The sequence below is a fragment of the Stenotrophomonas sp. PS02298 genome, assembly GCF_029959445.1.
Taxonomy (GTDB): Bacteria; Pseudomonadota; Gammaproteobacteria; order Xanthomonadales; family Xanthomonadaceae; genus Stenotrophomonas.
In genome coordinates, this window is the sequence record NZ_JASCOR010000024.1 from 1 (window position 1) to 25,905 (window position 25,905).

The 25,905-nt window shown below is 65.0% G+C and carries 15 protein-coding genes and 1 riboswitch; of the genes, 10 read left to right on the plus strand and 5 right to left on the minus strand.

Going from position 1 to position 25,905, the window contains the following annotated elements:
- Positions 1-301: 301 nt before the first annotated feature.
- The 8 genes from QMX78_RS05785 to QMX78_RS05820 all read left to right on the plus strand — a co-directional run bounded on the left by QMX78_RS05785 (position 302) and on the right by QMX78_RS05820 (position 13,809).
- Complete coding sequence (locus QMX78_RS05785) at positions 302-2,485, plus strand: TonB-dependent receptor (RefSeq protein ID WP_282267477.1); 2,184 nt, start codon at positions 302-304, stop codon at positions 2,483-2,485.
- A gap of 438 nt (positions 2,486-2,923) precedes the next feature.
- The gene (locus QMX78_RS05790; protein ID WP_282267479.1) at positions 2,924-5,182 is read left to right on the plus strand and encodes a TonB-dependent receptor; all 2,259 of its coding nucleotides are present in this window, start codon (positions 2,924-2,926) and stop codon (positions 5,180-5,182) included.
- 20 nt (positions 5,183-5,202) lie between these two features.
- Positions 5,203-6,459 carry a serine hydrolase domain-containing protein gene (locus tag QMX78_RS05795; RefSeq protein ID WP_282267481.1) on the plus strand — a complete coding sequence of 419 codons (1,257 nt, stop codon included), beginning with the start codon at positions 5,203-5,205 and terminating at the stop codon, positions 6,457-6,459.
- Positions 6,456-7,397, plus strand: coding sequence for a ribokinase (locus tag QMX78_RS05800; protein ID WP_282267483.1), 942 nt, complete (start codon positions 6,456-6,458; stop codon positions 7,395-7,397). Before QMX78_RS05795 ends, QMX78_RS05800 begins: the two co-directional genes overlap by 4 nt.
- A 37-nt stretch (positions 7,398-7,434) precedes the next feature.
- Positions 7,435-9,624, plus strand: coding sequence for an SUMF1/EgtB/PvdO family nonheme iron enzyme (locus QMX78_RS05805; RefSeq protein WP_282267485.1), 2,190 nt, complete (start codon positions 7,435-7,437; stop codon positions 9,622-9,624).
- A complete protein-coding gene (locus tag QMX78_RS05810; RefSeq protein ID WP_282267487.1) occupies positions 9,621-11,477 on the plus strand; it encodes a beta-L-arabinofuranosidase domain-containing protein in 1,857 nt (618 codons plus the stop codon). The genes QMX78_RS05805 and QMX78_RS05810 overlap by 4 nt, the downstream gene beginning before the upstream one ends.
- 162 nt (positions 11,478-11,639) lie before the next feature.
- Positions 11,640-12,833, plus strand: coding sequence for a CoA transferase (locus QMX78_RS05815; RefSeq protein ID WP_282267488.1), 1,194 nt, complete (start codon positions 11,640-11,642; stop codon positions 12,831-12,833).
- A 13-nt stretch (positions 12,834-12,846) separates the two neighbouring features.
- Complete coding sequence (locus tag QMX78_RS05820) at positions 12,847-13,809, plus strand: transaldolase (protein ID WP_282267490.1); 963 nt, start codon at positions 12,847-12,849, stop codon at positions 13,807-13,809.
- Between the two features lie 266 nt (positions 13,810-14,075).
- Here QMX78_RS05820 and QMX78_RS05825 read toward each other — a convergent pair whose 3' ends face one another.
- The 4 genes from QMX78_RS05825 to QMX78_RS05840 all read right to left on the minus strand — a co-directional run bounded on the left by QMX78_RS05825 (position 14,076) and on the right by QMX78_RS05840 (position 19,445).
- Positions 14,076-15,491, minus strand: a complete 1,416-nt coding sequence (locus tag QMX78_RS05825) for a coniferyl aldehyde dehydrogenase (RefSeq protein WP_282267492.1) — start codon at positions 15,489-15,491, stop codon at positions 14,076-14,078.
- Positions 15,492-15,824: 333 nt separating this feature from the next.
- Entirely contained in the window at positions 15,825-17,546 is a 1,722-nt protein-coding gene (locus QMX78_RS05830) for a cation acetate symporter (RefSeq protein WP_282267494.1), read from the minus strand.
- A complete protein-coding gene (locus QMX78_RS05835) occupies positions 17,543-17,860 on the minus strand; it encodes a DUF485 domain-containing protein (protein WP_282267496.1) in 318 nt (105 codons plus the stop codon). Before QMX78_RS05835 ends, QMX78_RS05830 begins: the two co-directional genes overlap by 4 nt.
- Before the next feature lie 151 nt (positions 17,861-18,011).
- Positions 18,012-19,445 carry a DcaP family trimeric outer membrane transporter gene (locus QMX78_RS05840; protein WP_282267498.1) on the minus strand — a complete coding sequence of 478 codons (1,434 nt, stop codon included), beginning with the start codon at positions 19,443-19,445 and terminating at the stop codon, positions 18,012-18,014.
- Positions 19,446-19,683: 238 nt separating this feature from the next.
- Between QMX78_RS05840 and acs the strand changes: the two genes are divergently transcribed.
- Positions 19,684-21,627 (plus strand): acetate--CoA ligase, encoded by a 1,944-nt coding sequence (gene acs / locus QMX78_RS05845; protein ID WP_282267499.1) that lies wholly within the window; start codon positions 19,684-19,686, stop codon positions 21,625-21,627.
- A gap of 129 nt (positions 21,628-21,756) precedes the next feature.
- Positions 21,757-22,422, plus strand: coding sequence for a response regulator transcription factor (locus QMX78_RS05850; RefSeq protein ID WP_057629262.1), 666 nt, complete (start codon positions 21,757-21,759; stop codon positions 22,420-22,422).
- Between the two features lie 642 nt (positions 22,423-23,064).
- Here QMX78_RS05850 and QMX78_RS05855 read toward each other — a convergent pair.
- A complete protein-coding gene (locus tag QMX78_RS05855) occupies positions 23,065-25,539 on the minus strand; it encodes a methyl-accepting chemotaxis protein (protein WP_282267502.1) in 2,475 nt (824 codons plus the stop codon).
- Between the two features lie 203 nt (positions 25,540-25,742).
- Positions 25,743-25,901, plus strand: a riboswitch (yybP-ykoY riboswitch).
- The last annotated feature ends 4 nt before the right edge of the window (positions 25,902-25,905 follow it).

Below are 25,905 nucleotides of genomic sequence, written 5' to 3' on the forward strand. Positions count from 1 at the left end.
GCCGAGCCATGCTCGGCTGGAGCGTTACCGGTAGAGCCCCTGCCGAGCATGGCTCGGCACTACCGATGCAAAGGCCAATCGCAACAAACCCTAGGCTTTGAACATACACAGGTGCGCTTCTATCGCGCCGGGGCGCCGCCTAGGCTTCGCCCAACGTCGGAGTTGCGTCCGGTGCCCGCCTGGTCGGGGACCGAAAACAGCAAACGGCAGGATCAAAGGGGCGCTAGTCCCCGTCGCATTCTGGCTCTGCCGGCTCCCAGGCCGGTCGCGTCACACATTCAAACCTGGGGGAGAGAACAACATGATCAAGCCACTTTCGGCCGCCATCAGCGCCGTGCTGCTCGCCAGCGCGATGAGCCCGGCCTTTGCACAAGACGCCGGCGACGCCGCCACCAACCTGGACCAGGTGATCGTCACCGGCAGCCGCACCCCGGTCGCCATCGAGAAGGTTCCCGGCGCCGTCACCCTGGTGACCCAGGAGCAGGTGCAGCGCACCCTCAACCTGACCGAAGACGCCACCGCCGTGCTCGCACGCATGGTGCCTGGCTACTCCGAATCCTCTCAGGCGATGAGCAACTCCGGTGAGACCCTGCGTGGTCGCATCGCGCTGCGCCTGTTCGACGGCGTGCCGCAGGGCTCGCCGCTGCGCGAAGGCAACCGCAACGGCACCTTCACCGACATGGGCGTGATCGGCCGCATCGAGGTCATCAATGGCCCGTCCGCCGCCGAAGGCATTGGTGGCGCCGGTGGCGTGATCAACTACCTGTCCAAGAACCCGGAAGTCGATGGTCACCAGACCATCATCAGCACCCGCTACGGCACCCAGTTCAAGGACAACAGCGACCAGTCCAAGATCGGCGTCACCCACACCTTCCGTGGCGATGCGACCGACTTCGTGATCAGCGGCGCTTACATTGACCGTGGCATCGCCTATGACGGCGACGGCCGCCGCGTCGGCCTGAACACCTCCGGTTCGCTGTCCGATTCGTACAGCAAGAACCTCTTCGTGAAGGGCGGCTACAACTTCGGCGAAGACCAGATGCAGCGCATCCAGGCCAGCTACAGCAACTTCCATATCGGCGGCAAGCACAACTACATCCCGGTGGAAGGTTGCCGCTTCGATCCAGTGGAGTGCCCGAACCCGACCACCAACACCGCCGAGAAGGGCTCCATCGCCGGCTCGCTGGCCGAGTTCAACGACTTCGAACAGTTCGCGGTGAAGTACACCAATGCCGATTTCTTCGGCGGCGACCTGAGCGTTGATGCCTATTGGGCAGAGCAGGCCATGCGTTACGTGCCGGAGAACGGCGACGACCGCCAGTTGACCAAGCCGGCCCCGACCGATGATGCCGACCGCATCTGGGACCAGTCGGAAATCAACAGCGAGAAGAAGGGCCTGCGCTTCGGCTACGCCTACAGCGACCTGTTCAAGGTCGAAGGCCTGCGCCTGCGTGCCGGCCTGGACCTGGTGGAAGACACCGCCGAACAGCGCCTGGCGCTGACCAACCGCCTGTGGGTGCCGCCGATGAAGTACACCAGCATGGCGCCGTACGCGCAGCTGAGCTGGGACATCGGCCCGGTGACGCTGGACGCCGGCGTGCGCCGCGAAGACGGCGAGCTGGAGATTGACAGCTACACCACGGTCGCCTTCCGTGACCACACCCCGGTGCAGGGCGGCAAGCTGGACTACAAGGCCACCATGCCCAACTTCGGCGCGATCTGGCGCATCAACGATGCCTGGTCGGTGTTCGCTTCGTACTCCGAAGGCTTCGGCATCGCCAACGTCGGCATCCCGCTGCGCAACATCCAGGCCAGCAGCCCGTGCAAGGCCGTGTCCTGCATCACCGACCTGCAGCCGCTGATCACCGAGAACAAGGAAATCGGCTTCAACTGGCGCGGTGCCAAGGGCCAGGTGGGCGCGTCGGTTTACCGCTCCACCTCGGACTTCGGCTCCACCCTGACCGTGGACAAGGCAACCGACGACTTCATCCTGACCCGTTCGCCGGTCGAGATCGAAGGCTTCGAGCTCAACAGCGCCTGGACCTTCAACCAGCACTGGAAGGCCACCTTCCTGTACTCGCGTATCCGTGGCCAGACCCAGTACTACCCGGGCTCGGGCCTGAAGAAGGAAATGGGCATCCTGGACATCTCGCCGGACAAGGTGAATGCCTCGCTGACCTGGACCCCGACCGATACCCTCAACGCCACCCTGGGCGTGAGCAAGACCTTCAGCCGCGACCTGCGTGAGACCTTCACCAATCCGGCCAACGGCGATGTCTACGTCAACGAAGAGAACACCTATGGCTACGCGCTGTGGGACCTCAGCGTGAACTACGACACCGGCCGCTTCGGCCAGCTGTCGCTGGGCATCGAGAACCTGTTCGACAAGCAGTACGTGTTGACCTGGTCGCAGCTGCCGGGCTGGCAGAACTACTTCTCCGGCCGCGGCCGGATGGTGTCGCTGTCGCACACCATCAAGTTCTGATGACTGCAGTTTGAAGACGGCGCCACAGGCAACTGTGGCGCCGTTTTTTTGTTTGATGTTTGTTGTTTGTGGGAGCGGCGTCAGCCGCGAAGCTGGAGAAAGCAACCGCTCCCGCACATCCCGCAATTGCAGACAACTCGTCGCCGGAACGGTCGCATGCTTCGCGGCTTACGCCGCTCCTACAGAAGCAATGGCTGCGGCAACAAGAAAACCTTTCTTGTTGCACCGCAAGAAAAAACCACAGCTTGCTTCAAGCAACAAAACCTCACGTCTGAAGCAAGGCCCCCCGCCTTCAACGCCCTCCTGTGCACGCCTAGGCTGCTGTTGTCGGGGAGTTGCGTCGGGAGGGATGCAGCAGCCAACAGAAGTATCGGAATGCCGCAGTCCGCGGCAGCAGTTCATGCACGTCTTATCTAAAACAAAAACGAGATAAACAACATGAAGAAGGTACCGGTAGCGTTGGGGGTTCTGGTCCTGGCCGCTGCGATCAGCAGCAGCGTGCAGGCCCAGCAGATGCAGGCAGCAAACGAAGAAGACAGTCGCAACGCCGGCAAGCGCGCGCAGGATAAAAAAGCCACCGAGCTTGATCGGGTCATCGTCACCGGTGTACGCGCGCCCAAGGCGGTGGACAAGATCCCCGGCGCCATCACCATCATCACCCCGGAAGAGATCAAGCAGTCGCTGATCATCACCGAGGACAACACCGCGGTACTGGCACGCACCATTCCCGGCTATGCCGAATCCTCACAGGCAATGACCAACTCCGGTGAGTCGCTGCGTGGGCGCATTCCGCTGCGCCTGTTCGACAGCATCCCGCAAGGCTCACCACTGCGCGAAGGCACGCGCAACGGCACCTTCACCGACATGGGCGTGATCGGCCGCATCGAAGTCATCAACGGCCCGTCCGCTGCCGAGGGCATCGGCGCTACCGGTGGCGTGATCAACTACATCTCCAAGGTACCGGAACAGATCGGCAGCGAGACCACCATCAATGCGCGCTACCAGACCCAGTTCAACGACGACAGCGTCGGCTGGAAGCTGGGCCTGAGCCACGCGATCAAGCAGGACAACTACGACTTCCTGGCCAGCGTCTCGCAGCTGGAGCGCGGCATGGCCTATGACGCCAAGAACCGCAGCATCGGCATGAATTCCAGCGGTTCGCTGGCCGATTCGCAGTCGCGCAACCTGTACATGAAGGGCGGCTACAACTTCGGCGAGGACGGCGAACAGCGCCTGCAGGCCACGTACAGCAACTTCAACATCGGCGGCAACGGCGATTACATCCAGCTGGTCGGCTGCAAGGGCCCGAATGACTGGCCGCCCTGCGACACGCCGGTACCGAATACCTCGATCAAGGGCCATATCGACGGCCAGCGCGATGCGCTCAACAAGTTCATCCAGTACAGCCTGCAGTACACCCACAGCGATTTCTACGGCGGCACGCTCGACCTGGTCGGTTACCAGGCCAAGCAGGGCATGCGCTTCCTGCCGGAGAACGGCGCCGACCGCCAGCTGGTGAAGCCGGCACCGGCCGATGATGCCGACCGCATCTTCGACCAGTCCGAGATCCAGTCACGCAAGAAGGGCCTGCGTACCTCGTGGACGCGTCCCAGCATCTTTGGCGTGGACGGATTGGAGCTGCATACCGGCGTGGACTTCGTGCAGGACGTGGCCGAACAGCGGCTGGTGATGACCGACCGCGTCTGGGTGCCGCCGATGGATTACCGGAGCGTTGCCCCGTATGCGCAGCTGTCCTGGGATATCGGCCCGGTCACGGTCAGCGGCGGCTTCCGTCGCGAGAACGGCGAGCTCGACATCGACAGCTATACCACCGTCGCCTACCGCAACAATTCCTTCGTCGAAGGCGGCACCCTGGACTACACCGCCAACCTGCCCAACCTGGGTGCGATCTGGCGCGTCACCGATGAGTTCTCCCTGTTCAGTGCCTATAGCAAGGGCTTCACCCTGCCTGACATCGGCATCCCGCTGCGCAACGTGAATTATCCGGGCCAGACCGTGGCCGGCATCCTCGACCTGCAGGCGATCATCGTCGACAACATCGACATCGGCTTCAACTGGCGTGGTTCGCGCGGTGCGCTGAGTGGCAGCTGGTACCACTCCACCTCCGACTTCGGCGCATCACTGGAAGTGGACCCGCTGACCAGCGACTTCATCATGACCCGCGCGCCCACCGACATCAAAGGCATCGAGCTCACTGGCGAATTCCGCTTCACCGACACCTTCAAGATCACCGGCCTGTACACGCACCTGCGCGGCTACACCTCGTTCTGGGGCCCCGATCCGCAGGGCCGCTACGACGCAGGCCCGATGAAGAAGCCGCTGGGCATCTTCGATGCGACGCCGGACAAGATCAACGTCGCGCTGGTGTGGAAGGCATTGCCCAACCTCGACGCAACGCTCGGTGCCAGCATGTTGCGCGATCGCCACCTCACCGGCTCGGCAGTGCGCGAATACGACGGCGAAGAGTACGACTACGACGAAAAGATCAACGGCTACACGCTGTGGGATCTGGGCGTGAACTATGATTCGGGGCGCTTCGGTACGTTCTCGCTGGGCGTGGACAACCTGTTCAACAAGTACTACATCCTCAGCGGCTCGCAGGGCGATGGCTGGCAGAACTACTGGGCCGGTCGCGGTCGCGTGGTGTCGCTGAGCTATTCGTATACGTTCCGCTGATGAGCGCAGGAGTGCACGCCATGCATCAATCCATCGCAACACCGCGCAGCCGCCGCTGGCTGCGCCGTGGCGCCGCACTCCTGTTGTGCCTGTCCGCGCCGCTGCTGCACGCTGAGGACCGCTGGCAGCGGCTGGATGGTTTCCTGCAGGCCAGCACCGCACCGGGCCAGTTCCCGGGCGCGGTGGCGCTGGTGGAGCACGATGACCGCATCGTGTTCCAGCAGCACTACGGCCACGCCGACAGCGCCGGCCACCGGCCACTGCAGGCCGACAGCATCTTCCGCATCTATTCGATGACCAAGCCAGTGACCTCGGTCGCCGTGCTGATGTTGCTGGAAGAAGGCAAGCTGTCGTTGGACGATCCGCTGGCGCGCTACCTGCCCGAGTTCGCCGACCGCACCGTGGTGACCGGTGGCGACCTGCAACATCCGCAGACCGAAGATGCACCGCGCGCGATCACCCTGCGCCATCTGCTCACCCATACCAGCGGCTTCGCGGCGGCGTCGGATACGCACCGGGTGGCGACCAAGCTGCTGACCGCGGCCGATGTCGACAGCGCGACCTCGCTGCAGGACGTTGCACGCCGCCTGTCCACACTGCCGCTGGCCGATGCCCCCGGTACCCACTTCCATTACGAAGGCAGCAATACCGAGTTGCTGGCGCGCGTGGTCGAAGTGGTCAGCGGGCAACCGTTCGCGCAGTTCCTGCAACAACGCATCTTCAGCCCGCTGGCGATGCACGACACCGGCTTTGAAGTACCGCTCGCACAGCGTGGCCGCGTGGTCGAGCTGCCAACCAGCAACGACGATGGCAGCCTGCGCGTGGCCGACACGCTCAGCGCGCGCAATCCGGGCGTGCGTTTGAAGGGCTACGACAGCGGTGCCGGCGGCCTGTATTCCACCGCTGCCGACTACCTGAAGTTCGCCCACATGCTGCTCGATGATGGCCGCAGCGGGAAGCAGCAGCTGCTCTCGCGCAAGACCATCGAGCTGATGATGAGCGACCAGCTCGGTGGCTTCGAGCCGGCCATCAGCAGCTATGGCGCGGGCGAAGGCTTCGGCCTTGGCGGCTATGTCATCACCAACCCGGCGTACCGCGGCAAGCTCGGCAGCGTCGGCCAGTTCGGCTGGTCCGGTGCGGCGTCCACGTACTTCACCATCGACCGCAAGGAGAAGCTGGTGGCCATCCTGCTGATGCAATACCTGCCCAGCGGTGACAAGGCGCTTGCTTCACCGTCCACCCGTTTCTACAACCTCGTTTACCAGGCCATTCCATGAGTTCCACCGTTCTTGTCGCCGGCTCGGCCAATCTCGATTTCGTGGTGCGCGCGGCGCATGTGCCGGCACCGGGTGAAACCGTGCTCGGCCGCGAATTCCGTACCTTCCCCGGTGGCAAGGGTGCAAACCAGGCCGTGGCCTGCGCGCGTGCCGGTGGCGCTGCCACGCAGATGCTGCTTGCCCTGGGTGCCGATGACTTCGCCAAGCCAATTGAAGCCTCGTTGAACGACGCTGGCGTGCTGTTGCATGCCGTGCGCGATGCGCAGCTGCCGACCGGTACCGCCTTCATCTGCCTGTCCGATGATGCCGAGAACGCGATCACCGTCGCCCCCGGCGCCAACATGGCACTGCTGCCCGAACACCTGCCAGCACTGGATGGCGTGCAATGGCTGCTGTTGCAGCTGGAATCGCCACTGGCCTCGGTACAGGCCTACGCAACCGCCGCCCGCGCTGCCGGGGTGAAAGTCGCCTTGAACGCAGCACCCGCGCAGGTGCTGCCGGCCGAACTGCTGGCACAGCTGGACATGCTGATCGTCAACGAAGGCGAGCTGGCGGTGGTTGCCGGCAACCCGCCGGACCTGGCCACCGGCTTGGCACGGCTCGACGTTCCCTGCGTGATCGTCACCCTCGGCGCGCGCGGCTGTCTGGCCCGCATCGATGGCAAGATCCTGCTGCAGCCTGCGTTCTCGATTTCGCCGCTGGATACAACCGCTGCGGGCGACACCTTCTGCGGCACCTTGATTGCCCTGCTCGCCCGCGGTGAGCCACTGCAGCAGGCCCTGCTGGCTGCCAGTGCCGCATCGGCGCTGACCTGCACGCGCCTGGGTGCACAATCCAGTATTCCCGAACACGCCGAAGTACAGGCATTGCTGGCCGACGCCAGCCGCCTGCCCGGCACCGACGCCCACGCCGCACTCGCGGCATGGTGCGCGCTGTAACCGTTACGCCTCCCCCCGTTTTTGTTGGATGACTGCCATGACCTCCCCCTACCCCGCCCCCGATTACGACACCGATTCCCCCGATCACGGGCGTGAGGCGATCCACACCGAGTACAAGTTCTCGCACGTCACCACCGGCCGCTACCTGCCGACGCCGGGCAAGGCACCGGCGTGGCCGTTCGCCGACATCGGCAGCTGGATGATCGATGCCAACGCCAGCGCCGCCGACTGGCTGACCGAGCTGAAGGACTGGCGCCAGGAACACCTGGTACGCATCGGCTATACCGACGTGAACTACCGTCGCCCGGAACTGCAGTGGGCGCAGCGCAACTTCGTGCACGCGCAGATGATGGTCGAGGACCGTTATTTCTTCGACGTGGAAACCGCGCAGTACACCGTCGACAAGTACCTGGACGATCTGATCGAACGCTTCGGCGGCCTGGATTCGGTACTGATCTGGTACATCTACCCGAACATCGGCATCGACGACCGCAACCAGTTCGATCTGGCGCACACGCTGCCGGGTGGACTCGAAGGTTTGACCGCTGCGGTGAAGGCATTCCAGAAGCGTGGCGTGCGCGTGTTCCTGCCGGCCAAGCCGTGGGACCACGGCACCCGCGATCCGGGCGTGACGCATTGGGATGGCTTGGCTGAGATCATCAAGGCCACCGGCGCCGACGGCATCAACGGCGACACCTTCAACGGCGTGCCGCGCGCGTTCTTCGATGCCTGCGATGCCAACGGCAACCCGGTGGTGGTGCAGCCCGAATCGACCATCAGCTCGGAAGAGCAGCTGATCTGGAACGTGCAGAGCTGGGGCAAGAAGGCACCCGATGGCCCTGTGCCGCCGGTGTCCAAGTGGAAGTGGCTGGAGCCGCGCCACATGGTCAATTACGAGAATCGCTGGGGCCGCAACCGCAACCACGACCTGCAGTACTGCTTCTTCAACGGCATCGGCTACAACGCCTGGGAAAACATCTGGGGCATATGGAACCAGTTCACCGCGCGTGATGGTGAAACCCTGCGCCGCATCGCCGCCATCTATCGCCACTTCCCGGCGCTGATCGTGGCCATGGACTGGGAGCCCTACCAGGTCTGCTACCAGGGCGGCATCTTCGCCAGCAAGTTCCCGGTCGACGGCCGGTGCCTGCACACCTTCATCAACCGCAACGAGTACGCGGTCAATGGTGAGCAGATCGGCCTGCCGCATGTGGACGGCACCCGTTACTACGATGTCTGGCACGGCGTGGAACTGTCGCCGGCCGTGCGTGATGGCCTGGCCATCATCGAGCTGCCGATGGAAGCACGCGGCTTTGGTGCGGTGCTGAGCGTGCAGCCGGGCGTTGCCGTTGAAGGCCTGGATGCGTTCCTGATCGAAGCCGCCAAGCGCGCCGAGCAGCCGCTGAACAGTTTCTCCGGCGCATGGAAGGCAATCCCGCAGCAGTTGCGGGAGATTCCTGCCACCACCGCGCAGGCTGCCGCGCCGCAGGGCATGGTCACCATTCCGACTGGCGAGTTCGTGTTCGCCGTTGGCGGTGTCGAGATCGAAGGCTTCAACTGGGCCGGCCAGGACGTGCAGTTCCCGTGGGAAGACTGCCCGCGTCGCCATCACCGCAAGCTGATGCAGATGCAGGCGTTCCATATCGATCGCCATCCGGTCACCAATGCGCAGTTCAAGGCCTTCATCGATGCCACCGGCTATCACCCGGCCGATGACATCAACTTCCTCGCCCATTGGGTGGATGGCGCACCGCGTGCCGGCTGGGACAACAAGCCGGTGATCTGGGTGTCGCTGGAAGATGCGCGCGCCTACGCCGCATGGGCCGGCAAGCGCCTGCCGCACGAATGGGAATGGCAGTACGCCGCGCAGGGCAACGATGGCCGAACCTATCCGTGGGGCAACGACTGGGATCAAAGCCGCGTGCCGCAGGTCAACCGTGGCCGCCGCCTGCTGGCTCCGGCCGATGTCGATGCGCATCCGCAGGGCGCCAGCCCGTTCGGTGTCGAGGACCTGGTCGGCAACGTGTGGCAGTGGACCGATGAGTTCAGCGACGAGCACACCCGTGCGGCGATCCTGCGCGGTGGCTCCAGCTACCAGCCGCAGACCTCGCATTGGTATTTCCCGCAGGCCTACCGCCTGGACCAGCACGGCAAGTACCTGCTGATGGCCCCGGCCAAGGACCGCAGCGGCATGCTCGGCTTCCGTTGCGTGGTGGACGCGGCATGACCGCGGCCATCACCAGCGGCCAGCAGCTGATCGCACCGGCGGCGGTGAAGCTCGACGGTGTGTTCGGGCAGATGCTCGCCGCCAACCGCAGCGGCCGCCTCAGCCACTTCATTGTCGATGAAGCCAGCCCCTCGATCAGCATCTTCGGCCAGGCACACAAGCAGCAGAACCAGGAAGGCGACTGGTACGGCGAGCATGCCGGCAAGTGGCTGTCGGCCACCGCGCGCGCAGTCGCGCAGGGCGGCCAGCCCGAGCTGGAAGCCAGCCTGCGCCGCGTCGCCGATTGGCTGATCAGCCAGCAGGATGAAGACGGCTATCTCGGCAACTATGCCGCCGACCGCCGCTTCACCGTGCCGCAGCCGCCCAAGCCCGAGAGCTGGAATGGCGAACCGGCGCTGCGTACCTGGGACATCTGGACCCACAGCTACCTGATCCTCGGCTTCCTCGAAACCTGGCGTGCGCTGGGCGATGACAGCTACCTGCAGGCCGCGCGGCGCATTGCCGACCTGTGCTGGCAGGCGCTGGAATCGGGCATCGACATCACCACGCTGGGCAACCACCACGGCATGTCGGCGACGGTGCTGCTGGACCCGGCCGCCGACCTGTACCTGGTCACCGGCGAGCCGCGTTATCTCGCGTTGGCCGAGAAAATCCTGCAGCAGGCCAACGCCAACCCGCGCCTGGCCCTGCTCGACAAGGGCATCGCCAACGAGGACGCCGCCTTCATCGCGACCGGCAAGGCTTACCAGCTGTCGTGGAATCTTGTTGGCCTGGCCAAGCTGTACAAGGCCACCGGCAAGGCCGATTACAAGCTGGCCATCGACAACCTGTGGAACAACATCCGCGAGCAGCACCTGACCCTGGGCGGCGGCCCGTGGGGCGGCGTGGCGCATCGCTCGCGCGAGGTGTTCAATGCCCCGCGCACGTTCTTCCCGCAGGCCTATGTGGAAACCTGTTCGGTGCTGGCATGGATGCAGCTCAACCGCGAGCTGCTGGCCATCAGCGGCCACGCGCGTTATGCAGACGAGCTGGAACGCACTGCCTACAACGACCTGCTGGCAGCGATGGCACCGAACGGCGAGGACTGGTGTTACTACACCTTCCCCAACGGCAAGCGCGTGCATACGACGTATTGGCGTTGCTGCAAGTCGTCCGGCGCGATGGCGGTGGAAGAGCTGCCGCAGGTCGCCTATGGCGTTGCCGCCGATGGTGGCCTGCGAGTGAACCTGTACGGCGCCGGTGAAGCCACGCTTCATCACGCGGAAGCCGGCAAGGTGCTGCTGCTGCAGCAGACCCGCTATCCGTTCAACGGCGAGATCAGCCTGCGGGTGACGCCCGAGCACAGTGCCAGCTTCGGCATCGGCCTGCGCATCCCGGCCTGGGCCGAGGACGCCCGCATCCAGGTCAATGGCATCAACGTGCCGGTGCAGCTTGGCGCGGATGGTTACGTGCAGATGCAACGCCAGTGGCAGGCCGGCGATCTGGTCAGCGTGAAGCTGCCGATGCAGCCGCAGCTGCACCGCGCCGCCAACATCAACGTGCAGGAATCGCGTGCACCGGACGGCTCGCCGGTGGCGCAGGAAGTGCTGCGCTGGGAATACATCGGCTTGAGTTACGGCCCGCTGGTCTATGCAACCACGCTGATCGATGGCTTCAAGACCGATGAAACGGTGAAGCTGCCGGAAGGGGATCCCTCGCGCTGGCTGCAGGTAGGCCAGGACGAGGGTGAAGGCGCGCCGGTGACGATGCAGCTGGAATGCCGCGCGCCGCTGGTGTTCGAGCCCTATTACCGCTGTGGTGGCCGCGAACACGACGTCTGGCGCCTGAGCTGGCTGTCACTGGCCCCGCACTAAGCCTGTCACCGCTGCCTGTCACCAGAAACTGTGAAGGCAGCGGTGGTTTTGAAGGCGATGACACCGCGATACCTGCTTTTTGTCCTCGCTGAAAATACCCGCACGATATGTTTCTTCCCATCTACCGGGAGGAAACTGCAATCAAGGATTCGAGTGCAGCCAATGTCAGCAAGCAACAACCCATCTCCGTTCGACATCGCCCAGCGCGATGGTGCCCGTGGCCCGCTCAGCGGCGTGCGCGTGCTGGACCTGAGCGCCTATATCGCCGGGCCGTACGGCTGCACCCTGCTGGCCGACCAGGGCGCGGAAGTGATCAAGGTGGAACCGCCGGTTGGCGACAACCTGCGCAAATACCCGTCCACGCTGGAGGCCGAGAGCCGCGCCTTCCTCGGCGTGAACCGCTCCAAGCGCGGCGTGGTGCTGGACCTGAAGGAAGCCGACCAGCGTGCGGTGCTGATGCGCCTGGTGCGCGAGGCCGACGTGCTGGTGCACAACTTCCGCCCCAGCGTGCCAGCCCGTCTGGGCATCGATTTCGACAGCCTGAACAAGATCAACCCGCGCCTGGTGTACTGCGCGGTCACCGGTTACGGCGAGGACGGTCCGCTCAAGGACAAGGCCGGCTACGACCAGGTGCTGCAGACCATGACCGGCATGTGCGCGATGCAGGGCAAGCCCGGCGGCGCGCCGGAAATCCTGTACGGCTCGGTGGTCGACTACTACGCCGCCGCGCTGGTCGCTGCCGGCGTGTCCTCAGCATTGTTCGAGCGCGAACGCAGTGGCGAAGGCCAGTACGTGGGCGTGTCGCTGCTGCGCAGCGCGCTGACCATGCAGTCGGCACGGATGATCTGGGCCGAAGGCGAGCCCGAAGGCGTGGGCCGCGACATGCGCTCGGGCGGTGTCACCGGCATCCACCCGACCGCGCAGGGCCATCTCTACATCTCGGCCAATACGCCGCGCTTCTGGCAGGCGTTGTGCGACAAGATCGGCCTGCCGGCAATGGGCAGCGATCCGCGCTACGACACCGTGCGCAAGCGCGCCGAGCATTCCGACGAACTGCTGGCCAAGCTGCATGCAGCACTGGCTGCACGCAGCGCGCTGGAATGGGAAGCGCTGTTCGGCGAAGAAGTGCCGTGCGCAGCTGCGCGCAAGGTCGAGGACATGTTCGAGCACCCGCAGGTGCTGGCCGAAGAAATGATCACCACGCTGCAGCACCCTTTGCTTGGCAGCTACCGCGGCATCACCCGTCCCATCGTGTTTGGTCGCACCCCCGGCCCGCAGCCGTTCGCCGCGCCGACCTTCGACCAGGACACCGCCGCTGTCATCGCCGCCGTCGATGATGGCGACACCCCCGCCTGATCCGGAGCACCTCATGAGCACTGCATCCAAGCTCGCGCAGCTGCGTGAACTGTCCGTCGTCGTCGCCGATACCGGCGATTACGACGCCATCAAGCGCCTGCGTCCGGTCGACTGCACCACCAACCCGACGCTGGTGAAGAAAGCCCTCGACCTGCCGGTCTACGCCGACCTGATCGAGCGCGAGCTGCAGTGGGGCCGCGCCCAAAGCGGTGACAAACAGGCCATCGCCAATGCCGTAGTCGATCGCCTGACCGTCGGCGTCGGCACCATGCTGGCCGAACTGGTGCCGGGCCGCGTGTCCACCGAGGTGGATGCCGACCAGGCGCACAACACCGAGGCCACGATTGCCAAGGCGCGCGAGTTCATCGCCATGTACGAAGCGGCCGGCATGCCGCGCAGCAAGGTGCTGATCAAGATCGCCGCCACCTGGGCCGGCGTCGAAGCCGCACGCGTGCTGCAGGCCGAAGGCATCGACTGCAACCTGACCCTGATCTTCAACCCCACCCAGGCCCTGGCCTGCTCGGAAGCCGGCTCCTTCCTGATCTCGCCGTTCGTCGGCCGCATCCTGGACTGGTACGTGGCCAACGGCCAGACCCCGGCCAGCATTGATGAAGACCCTGGCGTGGTGTTCGTGCGCGGCGTGTTTGCCGAGTTCAAGCGTCGCGGTTCCAGCACCGTTGTCATGGGTGCGTCGTTCCGTTCGACCGCGCAGATTGAAGCGCTGGCCGGCTGTGACCGTTTGACCATCTCGCCGGACCTGCTGGAGAAGCTGGATGCTGACTTCGGCGAGCTGCCACGCAAGCTGGTGGCTGGTGCTGCTGAAGCGGTGAACGTCGCAGCGATTGATGAAGCGAAGTTCGATGCGGATATGGCGGCTGATCCGATGGCTACGGAGAAGCTGGCTACCGGTATTGAGGCGTTTGCGAAGGATCTGCAGACCTTGCGCCAGCGGATTGCGGATGAGTTGGGCGGCTGACAGCCAAAGCAATGCCCGACTACTCCCTTCTCCCGCTTGCGGGAGAAGGTGCCCCGAAAGGGGCGGATGAGGGGAAGCTTTTAAAGCTTTTGCTCCACGTGCTTCAAGAGCGCCCTCACCCCAACCCCTCTCCCGCGCGCGGGAGAGGGGCTTTTAGATCGCATGCTTTTTTGCAGCCTTCAAAAGTTTTTCGACACCCGGCTCCCTCTCCCTCGTGCCGGGGTCACCGCAGCCGGCCCCCTGTGCCTGGTTGCGGCTTTTCTAGCTCAGCGCGAAATCATCTCGATGAAACGCGCTACCCGTGTGTACGGCGGCCGCAGCAGGTCACTGCCGGCCCGGCGGGTCTGCCACAACACCGGCAAGCGCTTGCTCATCGCATCGAAGCCGGCCTTGCCGTGGTACGCGCCCATGCCGCTTGCGCCAACACCACCAAAGGGCAGGCCGTTGATCGCGAAGTGCAGCAAGGTGTCGTTGACGGTGACACCGCCGGCAATGGTCTGGCCGACGATCTTCTCCACCGTCGCCTTGTCATGGCTGAAGGGATACAGGGCCAAGGGCCGATCGCGGCCATTGATGGTGGCGATGGCCTCGTCCAGTGAGCGATAGCTGCGGATCGGCAGGATCGGTCCGAAGATCTCGTCCTGCATCACCGTCGCGTCATCGCCCGGTTGCAGGATCAAGGTCGGTGGGAACAAGCGCTCGCGCCGCGACCGCTCGGCATCGATATCGGCCAGCGGCAACACCTGCAGGCCGCGTGCGCGCGCATCATCCACATAGCCCTGCAGTCGCTGGTACTGACCTTCGTTGATGATGCGGCTGTAATCGGCGGCATCGCTGAAGTCGCCGTAACGCAGCCGCACCTGCGCACGCAGCGCAGCCACCAGTGCATCCACCCGCGCCTCGTCGATCAACACATAGTCCGGTGCGATGCAGGTCTGGCCGGCATTGAACCACTTGCCGGTGGCCAAGCGTGCTGCTGCGCCTTCCACCGGATAGTCCGCTGCCACCAGCGCTGGTGATTTACCGCCAAGCTCAAGCGTCAACGGCGTCAGGTGCTGCGCGGCGGCCGTCATCACCTTGCGGCCAATCGCGGTGGAGCCGGTGAACACCAGATGGTCGAACGGCAGGCCGGAAAACGCTGACGCAACACTGGCATCGCCTTGCACCACCGCCACGCGCTCCGCTGGAAATACTTCCGCCAACAGCGACTGCAGGAAAGCCGAACTGTTCGGCGTGTGCTCCGATGGCTTCAGCATCACATGGTTACCGGCGGCAATCGCCGTCGCCAATGGCACCAGCGCCAGATTGACCGGGTAGTTCCACGGTGAGATCACCCCGACCACGCCCACCGGCACCGGTCGCACCTGCGCCCGCGCCGGCCAGAAGCGCCAGCCCACGCCAATCCGCTCCGGCTTCATCCAGCCACGCAGGTGCGAGAGCAGGTGATCGATCTCGCCGGTGACGGTCATGCCATCGGCGATCACCGATTCGTGTTTGGAGCGATGTCCGAAGTCGGCAGCAATCGCTTCGGTCATTTCCGGAATGCGCGTCTTGAATGCGGCGCGCAGGCGGCGCAGGTCGTCGCGGCGCTGCGCGTACTCCGGCTTGTGCAGCTGCCAGGCGCCACGCAGCTGCGTCAGCCGCTGCTGCAACGTGTTTGAACCATCGGTATGTGGATCCATGGTGCCTCCCCAAGATCAGCGGCCACTGTAAACCTGTGTGCGTTGAGGAGTGAAGGCTTGTTTGCGGGGCGGGCGTGATGTGCTGCGCAAAGTCGGGAGCGAAAGCGGTGGAGCTACCCCTCCCCAACCCTCCCCTTGCCTACGGCAAAGGGAGGGAGCGGAACGCGTGACCTGTCAGCCCCCCGTGTACGCCGTTTTTGCCCCGTCTGCGCGTCGCTTCTGCCCCATCCCTTGCGCAACGCGCAAGGGACGGCTGGGGAGGGGTGCTCTCCGCGCACAAAAAAGGCCGCCCCCTTGCGGAGGCGGCCCTTGCATTACGCATTGCTCAAGCAATCAGTGCGAAGAAGCCTTGCTCGCACCAATGCCGGTTTCGGCACGGACTTCCTGTGCCGGGTAGGCGGCACGCTCGGCTTGTGCGTTCTTGCTCTTGTCGGTGATCGAGAAGAACCAGATGCTGACGAAGGCAATCGTCATCGAGAACAGGGCCGGGCTGGTGTACGGGAACGGCGCGCTGCCGGCCGCATTGCCCAGCGTGTCCACCCATACCGACGGCGACAGCAGGGTCAGGATCAGCGACGAGGCCAGGCCCAGCGAACCACCAATCACCGCACCGCGGGTGGTGCAGTCCTTCCACAGCAGCGACAGGATCAGCACCGGGAAGTTGGCCGATGCGGCGATGGCGAAGGCCAGCGACACCATGAAGGCCACGTTCTGCTTCTCGAACACGATACCCAGCAGCACCGCGATCACGCCCAACGCCAAGGTGGTGACGCGCGACACACGCAGCTCCGAGCCCGGTGCCGGGTTGCCCTTCTTGAACACGGTGGCATACAGGTCATGCGACACCGCCGATGCACCGGACAGCGTCAGGCCTGCGACCACGGCCAGGATGGTGGCGAACGCCACGGCCGAGATGAAGCCCATGAACATATTGCCGCCGACGGCCTTGCCGACCAGCACGGCTGCCATGTTCGGGCCGCCCTGGATGGTGCCGGTGACCGGATCCGCATACTCCGGGTTGGTCAGCACCAGTGCGATCGCACCGAAGCCGATGATGAAGATCAGGATGTAGAAGTAGCCGATCCAGGTGGTTGCCCACAGCACCGACTTGCGTGCCTGCTTTGCATCGGGAACGGTGAAGAAGCGCATCAGGATGTGCGGCAGGCCGGCGGTACCGAACATCAGTGCCATGCCGAACGAGATTGCCGAGATCGGATCCTTGACGAAGCCACCAGGCCCCATTATCGCCAAGCCGGTACTGGCCGCTTCCTCCGCACTCTTGCCGCCGTTGGCTGCGATCTGGGTCTTGACCCGCACCGCTTCGGTGAACAGTGCCTCGAAGCTGAAGTTGAAGTGCCACATCACCATCACGGCCATGAAGGTCACGCCGGACAGCAGCAGGCAGGCCTTGATGATCTGCACCCAGGTCGTGGCAGTCATGCCGCCGAACAGCACGTAGACCATCATCAGCACGCCGACCAGCGCCACTGCGATCCAGTAGTCCAGGCCGAACAGCAGCTTGATCAACGCACCGGCGCCGACCATCTGTGCGATCAGGTAGAACAGCACCACGACCAGCGTGCCCGATGCCGCGAACATGCGGATGGGCTTGGCCTGGAAGCGGTAGCCGGCGACGTCGGCAAAGGTGAAGCGGCCGAGGTTGCGCAGGCGCTCCGCCATCAGGAAGGTCAGGATCGGCCAACCGACGAGGAAGCCCAATGCGTAGATCAAACCGTCATAGCCGTTGGTCATCACCGCGGCGGTGATGCCGAGGAAGGAGGCCGCCGACATGTAGTCACCGGCGATGGCCAGGCCGTTCTGGAAACCGGTGATGCCGCCACCGGCGGTGTAGAAGTCGGACGCCGACTTGGTGCGGCCAGCGGCCCACTTCGTGATGCCAAGCGTGAACACCACGAAGGTCGCGAACATGATGATCGCGGTCCAGTTGGTCGGCTGGCGCACGGTCTGGCCGATGTCGCCGCCGGCGGCCATGGCCGCACCGCTGGCGATCAGCAGACCGAGCAGCGCGCCCGATCGGAGGACGGAGTGGTTCATTGTGCTTCCTCCACGATCTCTTCGGTCAACTTGTCGAATTCCTTGTTGGCACGACGCACGTAGAAGCCAGTGATCACGATGGTGAACACCATCAAGCCCAATGCGATCGGAATGCCGACGGTGGTGATCTTGCCGGCACCAATCGGCGTGGCCAGGAAGGCCTTGTCGAAGGCGATCAGGCCGATATAGCCGTAGTAGCCCAGCAACATCAGGATGGTCAGGAACCAACCCAGCTTGTTGCGCGAGCTGCGCAACCGTTGGTATTTCGGGTTGGAGGCGATCCGCTCTACACGGGGATCGACGGAAGCATTCATCGGAATTCTCCAGGCGTTGGGAATACGAACGCCATGGCATTCGGAGATGCCGTGACGGTCACATGAGTGCTCCCCGTGGGGGTAGGGAGATGGGGCGTACTACATTTTCAGACGCGGTACCGGCGGCACTGCACCGCCGGCACCGGATGGGTCAGAAGCTGTACTTTGTGGTGAACTGCAGGCGGCTGATATCGCCCTTCTTGCCGTTCTCGATCTCGCGCACGCCGTACATCAACTCGGCACCGACATCGACCTTGGGCATCGGGGTGTAGAAGATGTTGCCGCGGATCGACTGCACGCTCTTGGTCACCAGGTCACCGGTGATGGAGGCGTTGTTGTCGTAGTCGCTGCGTGCGTAGATCAGGTTGGTGCGCAGCTTCGGGCTGAAGGCATGGCGCCAGCCGACATAGCCGGCAACCACGCCGGTGGGATCGATCTCGTCGCGGATCGCGTCATAGCCGCTGTCGGCGGTGATGCCCAGGCCGATGTAGCGCGAAATGCCTTCGCCACCGGTCAGCTGGTAATGCAGGGTATCGGCATCGCCCATCAGCCACTTGCCGCCGAGGGTAACGCCGCCGGCCACCTTGCTGGCATCGGCACCGGTGGTCTGGTTGTCGAGCTTGAGCTGACGCACCAGGCCGGCGACGCCGAAGGTGCCCCAGTCGCCCTTCCAACCGTAACGCACGGTCAGGTCGGGCATCGAGCCACGGTCGGAGTTGGCAACCGCCGGCACGTTCCACTTGTTGGTGACCGGGTTGAAGGTGCCGGTAAGCGTGGTGGTTTCCGGGTTTTCCAGGGCAACACTCAGGCCGCCATTGGTGTAACGGATCTGCGCCTGGCGCACGAACACCACGCCATCGGTGGGACCAACGAAGTCAGCCGCTTCCGGAATCGAGGCCGCGTCCATGAAGTTGGACCAGGTCTGGCCGGCCAACCACTTGTTCCAGTACATGTAGGCGTGGCGCAGGGTGACGCCGTAGGTGTTGGTCGCGGTCTGGTTGCCCAGCGAGTTGCCGAAGAAATCCATCTCGACCATCGCGCCGGCCTTGTCGCCGTTCTCGGCGACATGGTCCACGCCCAGGTTGAAGCGCGAGAACTTGGCGTGGGCGTTGTAGTCCACGTCCGAGGCCTTGCCCGAACCACCGGCGCCATGCACCGGCGTCTGGCCCGGCAGATACAGCGCGCGGCCGGTGGCATCGTCGGCCAGCTGGCCATCACCGGTACGCGTGGCGAGGAAATCGGCCTTGATGAAGCCACCGACCTTGAAGGTGGTGCCCGGCGCGGCGCCCGGGGTGATGGTGGTCAGCTGAATTGGCTGCTTGCCTGCCGGCACCGCCGGTGCAGCAGCACGTTCGGCCTGTGCACTGCGCACCTGCACCACTTCGCTCTGGGTCTGGGCAATCGCGCCCTGCTGTTGCTGCTGGGTGGACAGCAGCAGCTGCACCTGCCGCTCGAGGTCGGCGACGCGTGCTTCCAGCGCCTTCTCTTTCGCGGTCTCGGCGAAGGCCATGCCCGGCGCGACCAGCGCGACGAACAGGGCAGCGGCAAGTGGCCGGCGGGCCGTTTTCAGGATGTTTCGATTCATTGGGGCTGCCTCTCTCCAGGCTGGCGAACGGTCCGCGCCGGTTGCACGGTCGCAGCCAGCGTGCGCGGCGATGGCAGCGGCCGGCTATTCGCCATTAGTCGTAAGCAAGCGTCTGTTCGACCATCGTCTAACAGAAGATCCAGCGCGAGATGGGGTGGATGCGGCACACTTGGGGTGTCCGGCCCTGTCCCACGACATGGCTCATTCATTGGTTACAAGTGCAAAGGTGAGGGTTGCCATGACTGATGTATATCCCGTTGATTCCGCGTTCGCCGAGAAGGCACGGATCGACAAGAACACGTACCAGCAGCTGTACCGCGAATCGGTCGAGAACCCCGATGCGTTCTGGGCCAAGGCCGCCGAACGCCTGGACTGGTACAAGAAGCCGACCAAGATCAAGAACGTCAGCTACCAGCTCGACGATTTCCGCATCAAGTGGTTCGAGGACGGCGAACTCAACGTCAGCGTCAACTGCCTTGACCGGCAGCTGGCCACGCGCGGTGACAAGACCGCCATCCTGTTCGAGGCCGATGGCCCGGACAGCCCGGCGCAGAAGGTCACCTACCGCGAACTGCACCAGCGCGTCTGCCGCCTGGGCAATGCACTGCGCAACCTCGGCATCAAGAAGGGTGACCGCGTCACCATCTACCTGCCGATGATCGTCGATGCCGCGGTGGCGATGCTGGCCTGCGCCCGCGTCGGTGCGATCCACTCGGTGGTGTTCGGTGGCTTTGCCGCCAACTCCATCGCCGACCGCGTCGGCGACTGCGCCAGCAAGCTGATCATCACCGCCGACGAAGGCCTGCGTGGTGGCAAGAAGGTGCCGCTGAAGGCCAACGTCGATGCCGCACTGAAGCTGCCCGGCACCAATACCGTGGAAACCGTGCTGGTCGTGCGCCACACCGGTGGTGCGGTCGACATGCAGGCGCCGCGTGATCGCTGGTTCCACGATGTCGTGGACACCCAGCCGGCCGAGTGTGAACCCGAGCGCATGAACGCGGAAGATCCGCTGTTCATCCTCTACACCTCCGGCTCCACCGGCAAGCCCAAGGGCGTGCTGCACACCACCGGCGGTTACCTGCTGTACGCGGCCTACACCCATGAGGCGGTGTTCGACCTGCGCGAGGACGACATCTACTGGTGCACCGCCGACGTCGGCTGGGTCACCGGCCACAGCTACATCGTCTACGGTCCACTGGCCAACGGCGCCACCTCGGTGATGTTCGAAGGCGTGCCGAACTACCCGAACACCTCGCGTTTCTGGGAAGTGATCGACAAGCACCAGGTCACCATCTTCTACACCGCGCCCACCGCCATCCGTGCGCTGATGCGCGACGGCGAAGAGCCGGTCAAGCGCACCTCGCGCAAGAGCCTGCGCCTGCTCGGCAGCGTCGGTGAGCCGATCAATCCGGAAGCCTGGCGCTGGTATTACGACGTGGTCGGCGATGCACGCTGCCCGATCGTCGATACCTGGTGGCAGACCGAAACCGGCGGCATCCTGATTTCGCCGCTGCCGGGTGCAACCGACCTCAAGCCCGGCTCGGCAACGCTGCCGTTCTTCGGCGTGCAGCCGGCGCTGGTCAGTGCCGACGGCGAGCCGCTGGAAGGCGCCACCGAAGGCAACCTGATCATCCGCGATTCCTGGCCGGGCCAGATGCGCACGGTCTACGGTGACCACCAGCGTTTCATCGACACCTATTTCCGCACCTACCCGGGCAGCTACTTCACCGGTGACGGTTGCCGTCGCGATGAAGACGGCTATTACTGGATCACCGGTCGCGTCGATGACGTGATGAACGTGTCCGGTCACCGCATCGGCACGGCCGAAGTGGAAAGCGCGCTGGTCTCGCACCCCAAGGTGGCCGAAGCGGCCGTGGTCGGCTTCCCGCACGACATCAAGGGCCAGGGCATCTATGCCTATGTCACCCTGATCGCCGGCGAAGCGCAGACCGACGAGCTGCTCAAGGAACTGGTGGCATGGGTGCGCAAGGAGATCGGCCCGATTGCCGCGCCGGATCACCTGCAGTGGGCACCGGGCCTGCCCAAGACCCGCTCGGGCAAGATCATGCGCCGCATCCTGCGCAAGATCGCCGAGAACGCGCCGGACCAGCTCGGTGACACCTCCACGCTGGCCGATCCATCGGTGGTCGCATCGCTGGTGGAAGAGCGCAAGGTTCGCTAAGCGTTACAAGCCCGGGGCACCACGGTGCCCCGGCTGTTGGTCCATGTGGAGGGCGTGGATCGGCATCTGTACCGGTATCCTGTTTCACCGGAAGGGCGTCACGCCCCTTACTTCAGCATTGGATCGCATATGCCTACCCTCCTCATTGCCGATGACCATCCGCTGTTCCGCGAAGCCCTCAAGGGCGCGGTGCAACGCGTCATTCCCGGCGTGCAGCTGATGGAGGCCGACAGCGTCGAAGCGCTGTACGCACTGGCCGAACAACACCCCGATGCCGACCTTGTGCTGATGGACCTCAACATGCCCGGCGCACAAGGCTTCAACGCGCTGGTGCACCTGCGTTCGCTGCACCCGCAGCTGCCCATCGTGGTGGTCTCCGCACGCGAGGAAGCGACGGTGATGCGACGCGCACTGGACCATGGCGCATTCGGCTTCATTCCAAAATCCGCCGATTCGGACACCATCGGCCATGCGCTGGGCACCATCCTCGATGGCGAGCGCTGGGCACCGGCGGAGGCGCACAACGTGCCGCCGACCCCGAATGAAGAACGCGAAGTCGGCCAGCGCCTGCGCGAACTGACCCCGCAGCAGTTCCGCGTGCTGCAGATGCTCGGCGTGGGCCGCCTGAACAAGCAGATCGCCTATGACCTGGGCGTCTCCGAGGCCACCATCAAGGCCCACGTCACCGCCATCCTGCGCAAGCTCGGCGTTACCAACCGCACCCAGGCGGTGCTGATGGCCGGCAAGCTGGCGATCGACGACGACGCCATCGTGCTGCCGCCGGAAGAAGATTGAGTTGCTGCCGGCGCTTGCCTGCGGCTGAGCGCTGAAAACCACCCTTGCACACCCCCCTGCGCGTTGCGCAAGCGAGGGAGCTCCAGCCCCTCCCCTTTGGCGCAGCCAAGGGGGAGGTTGGGAGGGGGTAGCTTTGGCTGTTGCTTCTGCGCGTTGCCTGGCTTGCCCGCGAACAGCACCCCTCCCCAGCCCTCCCCTGCGCGTTGCGCAAGGGAGGGAGCCTGGCCCCTTTCCTTTGGCGCAGCCAAGGGGGAGGTTGGGAGGGGGTAGCTTTGGCTGTTGCTTCTGCGCGTTGCCTGGCTTGCCCGCGAACAGCACCCCTCCCCAGCCCTCCCCTGCGCGTTGCGCAAGGGAGGGAGCCTGGCCCCTCCCCTTTGGCGCAGCCAAGGGGGAGGTTGGGAGGGGGTGGCTTTGGCTGTTGCTTCTGCGCGTTGCCTGGCTTGCCCGCGAACAGCCCCCTCCCCAACCCTCCCCTGCGCGTTGCGCAAGGGAGGGAGCTGCTGCCCCTCCCCTTTGGCGCAGCCAAGGGGGAGGTTGGGAGGGGGTGGCTTTGGTTGTTGCTTCTGCGCGTTGTCTGGCTTGCCCGCGAACAGCACCCCTCCCCAGCCCTCCCCTGCGCGTTGCGCAAGGGGGAGCTGCAGCTCATGCCGAGCGCTGCAGCACCGGCTCCGCTGCCGCCGTCGCATCGACCACGAACACTTCCGCCGCTGCGGCCAGCTCCTGCGTCTGCTCGCGCATCGCCTGCGCGGCATGCGATGAGGCGCGTGCGACCTCGCCACTCTGGCGGGTGCCTTCACCGATACGCCGCAGCAGGCGCTCCACATCATCCACCGCGCTGACCTGCCGCGCCGAGCCTGCATCGATCCGTTCCAGCGCGCTGGCCACCTGCGCCACCCGACCACCAATGTCCTGCATCGCCGCACCGCTGCTGTCAGCCAGCCGCGCGCCTTCCTCCACCTGCCGCAGCGATGCGTCGATCAGGCCGCGGATCTGCTTGGATGCCTCCGCCGAGCGCTGCGCCAGCTGGCGCACCTCGTTGGCCACCACCGCGAAGCCACGTCCGTGGCTGCCGGCCCGCGCGGCCTCGACCGCAGCGTTCAGTGCCAGCAGATTGGTCTGGAACGACAGGCTGTCGACGGTGGCGACGATCTCGCGGATGTGTCGTGAGGACGCCCGCAGCTGGTCCATGCCAGTGATCGCGGCCGCCGTGGCCTGGCGCCCGCGTTCGGCCGCATCGCTGGCCTGCGCCGACACCAGCGCACTCTCGCGCGCACTGCCGGCATTCTCGCGCGCCTCACCGGCCACCGAGCGCACCCGCTGCAACGCCTCCTGCACGTCACCCACCTGCTGTTCCACGCGCCCGGACAGGTCGGCGGTACCACTGGCCATGTCGCCCACCGCTGCCTGCACGCTGCCCGCCGACTGCTGGATGCGGGCGACGATGCCGCCGACCTGCTGCATGGCCTCCTCCAGCCCTTGCCGCAGGCGTGCGTAGATGCCCTGGCCGTCGCCGCGCATGCGCGCACTCAGGTCACCGTGGGCGAAGTGGCCGATCACCCGCGTCGCATCCCCCACCTGCGCCTGCACGCTGTCCAGCAGGGAGTTGATGCGCTCGCCCAGCTGCAGCACGAAGCCCTGCTTGTCGGCCAGCACGATGCGTCCCTGCAGGTCGCCGGCGGTCGCTGCCGCGACCACCGCGGCCACTTCGTTGACGATCACCCGCTCAAGCCGTCGGTCCTGCCATTCCATCACCAGACCAAGTACCCGATCAGCTTCCAGCACCGGGCTGGCCCGCAGCAGGAAGCCGCTGTTGCCCAGCTCCACCTCCGCGTCCATCGCCATGCTCTGCTCGAAGGCAGCCCGCATGAGTGCGGCAACTGCCGGCCCGAGTTCGGCCACCTCGCTGCCCACCTCGGCCGCTCCTTCGATCCCGGCCTCGGCGAATGCCTGCTGCAACGCCGAATTGGCATAGACCACGTGGCCTGCGGCATCCGTCACCAGCACCGCAGCGCTGGCCACGTCCAATGCCTGGCGTACCCGCTGGTTGGCGCCCGCCGCCAGGCGCTCGCCGGCAATGCGCTCGCGCAGGCTGGACTGCATCTGCATCAGCGCCGCCGCCAACCGACCAATCTCGTCATGCGCGTTGCGCACCACCAACTGGCCGTCCAGGTCATCGTCGGCAATGGCGCGGGCGAATGCCGCTGCGTCGGCCAGCGGCCGTTCCACCGCTCGCAACAGCAACAGCAGCAGACTGACCAGCAACAAGCCAACCACCAGCACGGTGGCAGCGAAGGCGGCATCCATCCAACGTCGCGCTGCGGCCTGTTCGTCGCGTTGCTTGGCCAGGCTGGCGCGCTGTGCCTGCTGCAAGCGTGTCAGCACCGGCAAGGCCTTGGCGGCAAGGTCGTCCATCGCCTGGGTCTCGCTGTCGGCCCCGTAGCGCGCCGCTGCATAGGACAGGAATGCCTCCTGGTAGCGCTGCATCGCATCGCGTACCTGCTGCTTGCTGCCGTCCGGCATGCGCGCTGCCTGCAGCAGCAGCTCGAAGGGCATCACCTGCGCACTCAGCTCATCCGCGTACTTCTGCTCACGGCGCAGGATGAAGTCCTTCTCGTAGCGGCGCATGGTCAGCATCGACACCTGCAAGGCCGCATCCGGATGCTCGCCGATCAGGTTCTCCACTTCGTGCACGGCATTGCGCAGCTGGCCCTGCATGCCGCTGTCGGCATCGTGGCCAAGTTCGGTGATGCGCTGATCCAATGCCTGCCCGGACTGAACATACTCAAGCAGTGGCGCGCGCAACGCCTGCTCCCAACCTGCGTCCTTCCTGTCCGTGGCCAGCAGCGCCTGCAGGCGGCCATTGGCGGCCACAAACGCCTGCCCGGCGACTGCCGAGAACGACATGGCATACTCGGCCTGGGCGCGGCGCGCCTCGGCAAACGCAGCCACCAGCGCCTCCAGCTGCGCTGCATCCTGCTGGTAACTCTGCAGCCGCTGGTCGGCACTGCGCATGCCAACACTGAGCCAGGCATAGGCCGAGCCGATGACGAGCAGGCCGACCACCAGCGCCAGCAGGCTCAGACGCAGTTTCTGGGCGATACCAAGGGGGAACTTCATGCCGCACTCCGGGCGTAGAGATGCCTCGAAATCGGCCGCACATCAGGTTTCTTGAGTGCTGATTTGCAGGAAATTGCCGCGCTGCGCCAGCCGTGCGCGCGTATCAGGCCATGCATCCATGACAGTGATCTTTCAGTTCCGCCGCCAAGCTGGCATCCCGGGGCTGTCCGTTCAGATTGGGGGGCCATGCTAGAATCCGCGCTCCCTTGGGGAGTAGCCTGCTTCCAGCATTGGAAGCGCCCACATCAACACACTCGGCCAGTGCGCCGTGGTGTGGGCAGCCAGACCCGGTTGGCGAGACCAGCGGCATGCGTGCGCAACTACGGTTGGGCGCGACGCATGCCGTTTGCGTCCGCCCGACCCGGT

Bases quoted from the DNA above. Each gene is read 5' to 3' on its own strand.
- QMX78_RS05800 (WP_282267483.1), top strand. From the start codon at position 6,456: ATGAGTTCCACCGTTCTTGTCGCCGGCTCGGCCAATCTCGATTTCGTG.
- QMX78_RS05785 (WP_282267477.1), top strand. From the start codon at position 302: ATGATCAAGCCACTTTCGGCCGCCATCAGCGCCGTGCTGCTCGCCAGC.
- QMX78_RS05855 (WP_282267502.1), bottom strand. From the start codon at position 25,539: ATGAAGTTCCCCCTTGGTATCGCCCAGAAACTGCGTCTGAGCCTGCTG.
- QMX78_RS05825 (WP_282267492.1), bottom strand. From the start codon at position 15,491: ATGGATCCACATACCGATGGTTCAAACACGTTGCAGCAGCGGCTGACG.
- QMX78_RS05850 (WP_057629262.1), top strand. From the start codon at position 21,757: ATGCCTACCCTCCTCATTGCCGATGACCATCCGCTGTTCCGCGAAGCC.
- QMX78_RS05795 (WP_282267481.1), top strand. From the start codon at position 5,203: ATGCATCAATCCATCGCAACACCGCGCAGCCGCCGCTGGCTGCGCCGT.
- QMX78_RS05790 (WP_282267479.1), top strand. From the start codon at position 2,924: ATGAAGAAGGTACCGGTAGCGTTGGGGGTTCTGGTCCTGGCCGCTGCG.
- QMX78_RS05840 (WP_282267498.1), bottom strand. From the start codon at position 19,445: ATGAATCGAAACATCCTGAAAACGGCCCGCCGGCCACTTGCCGCTGCC.
- QMX78_RS05820 (WP_282267490.1), top strand. From the start codon at position 12,847: ATGAGCACTGCATCCAAGCTCGCGCAGCTGCGTGAACTGTCCGTCGTC.
- QMX78_RS05830 (WP_282267494.1), bottom strand. From the start codon at position 17,546: ATGAACCACTCCGTCCTCCGATCGGGCGCGCTGCTCGGTCTGCTGATC.
- acs (WP_282267499.1), top strand. From the start codon at position 19,684: ATGACTGATGTATATCCCGTTGATTCCGCGTTCGCCGAGAAGGCACGG.
- QMX78_RS05810 (WP_282267487.1), top strand. From the start codon at position 9,621: ATGACCGCGGCCATCACCAGCGGCCAGCAGCTGATCGCACCGGCGGCG.
- QMX78_RS05815 (WP_282267488.1), top strand. From the start codon at position 11,640: ATGTCAGCAAGCAACAACCCATCTCCGTTCGACATCGCCCAGCGCGAT.
- QMX78_RS05835 (WP_282267496.1), bottom strand. From the start codon at position 17,860: ATGAATGCTTCCGTCGATCCCCGTGTAGAGCGGATCGCCTCCAACCCG.
- QMX78_RS05805 (WP_282267485.1), top strand. From the start codon at position 7,435: ATGACCTCCCCCTACCCCGCCCCCGATTACGACACCGATTCCCCCGAT.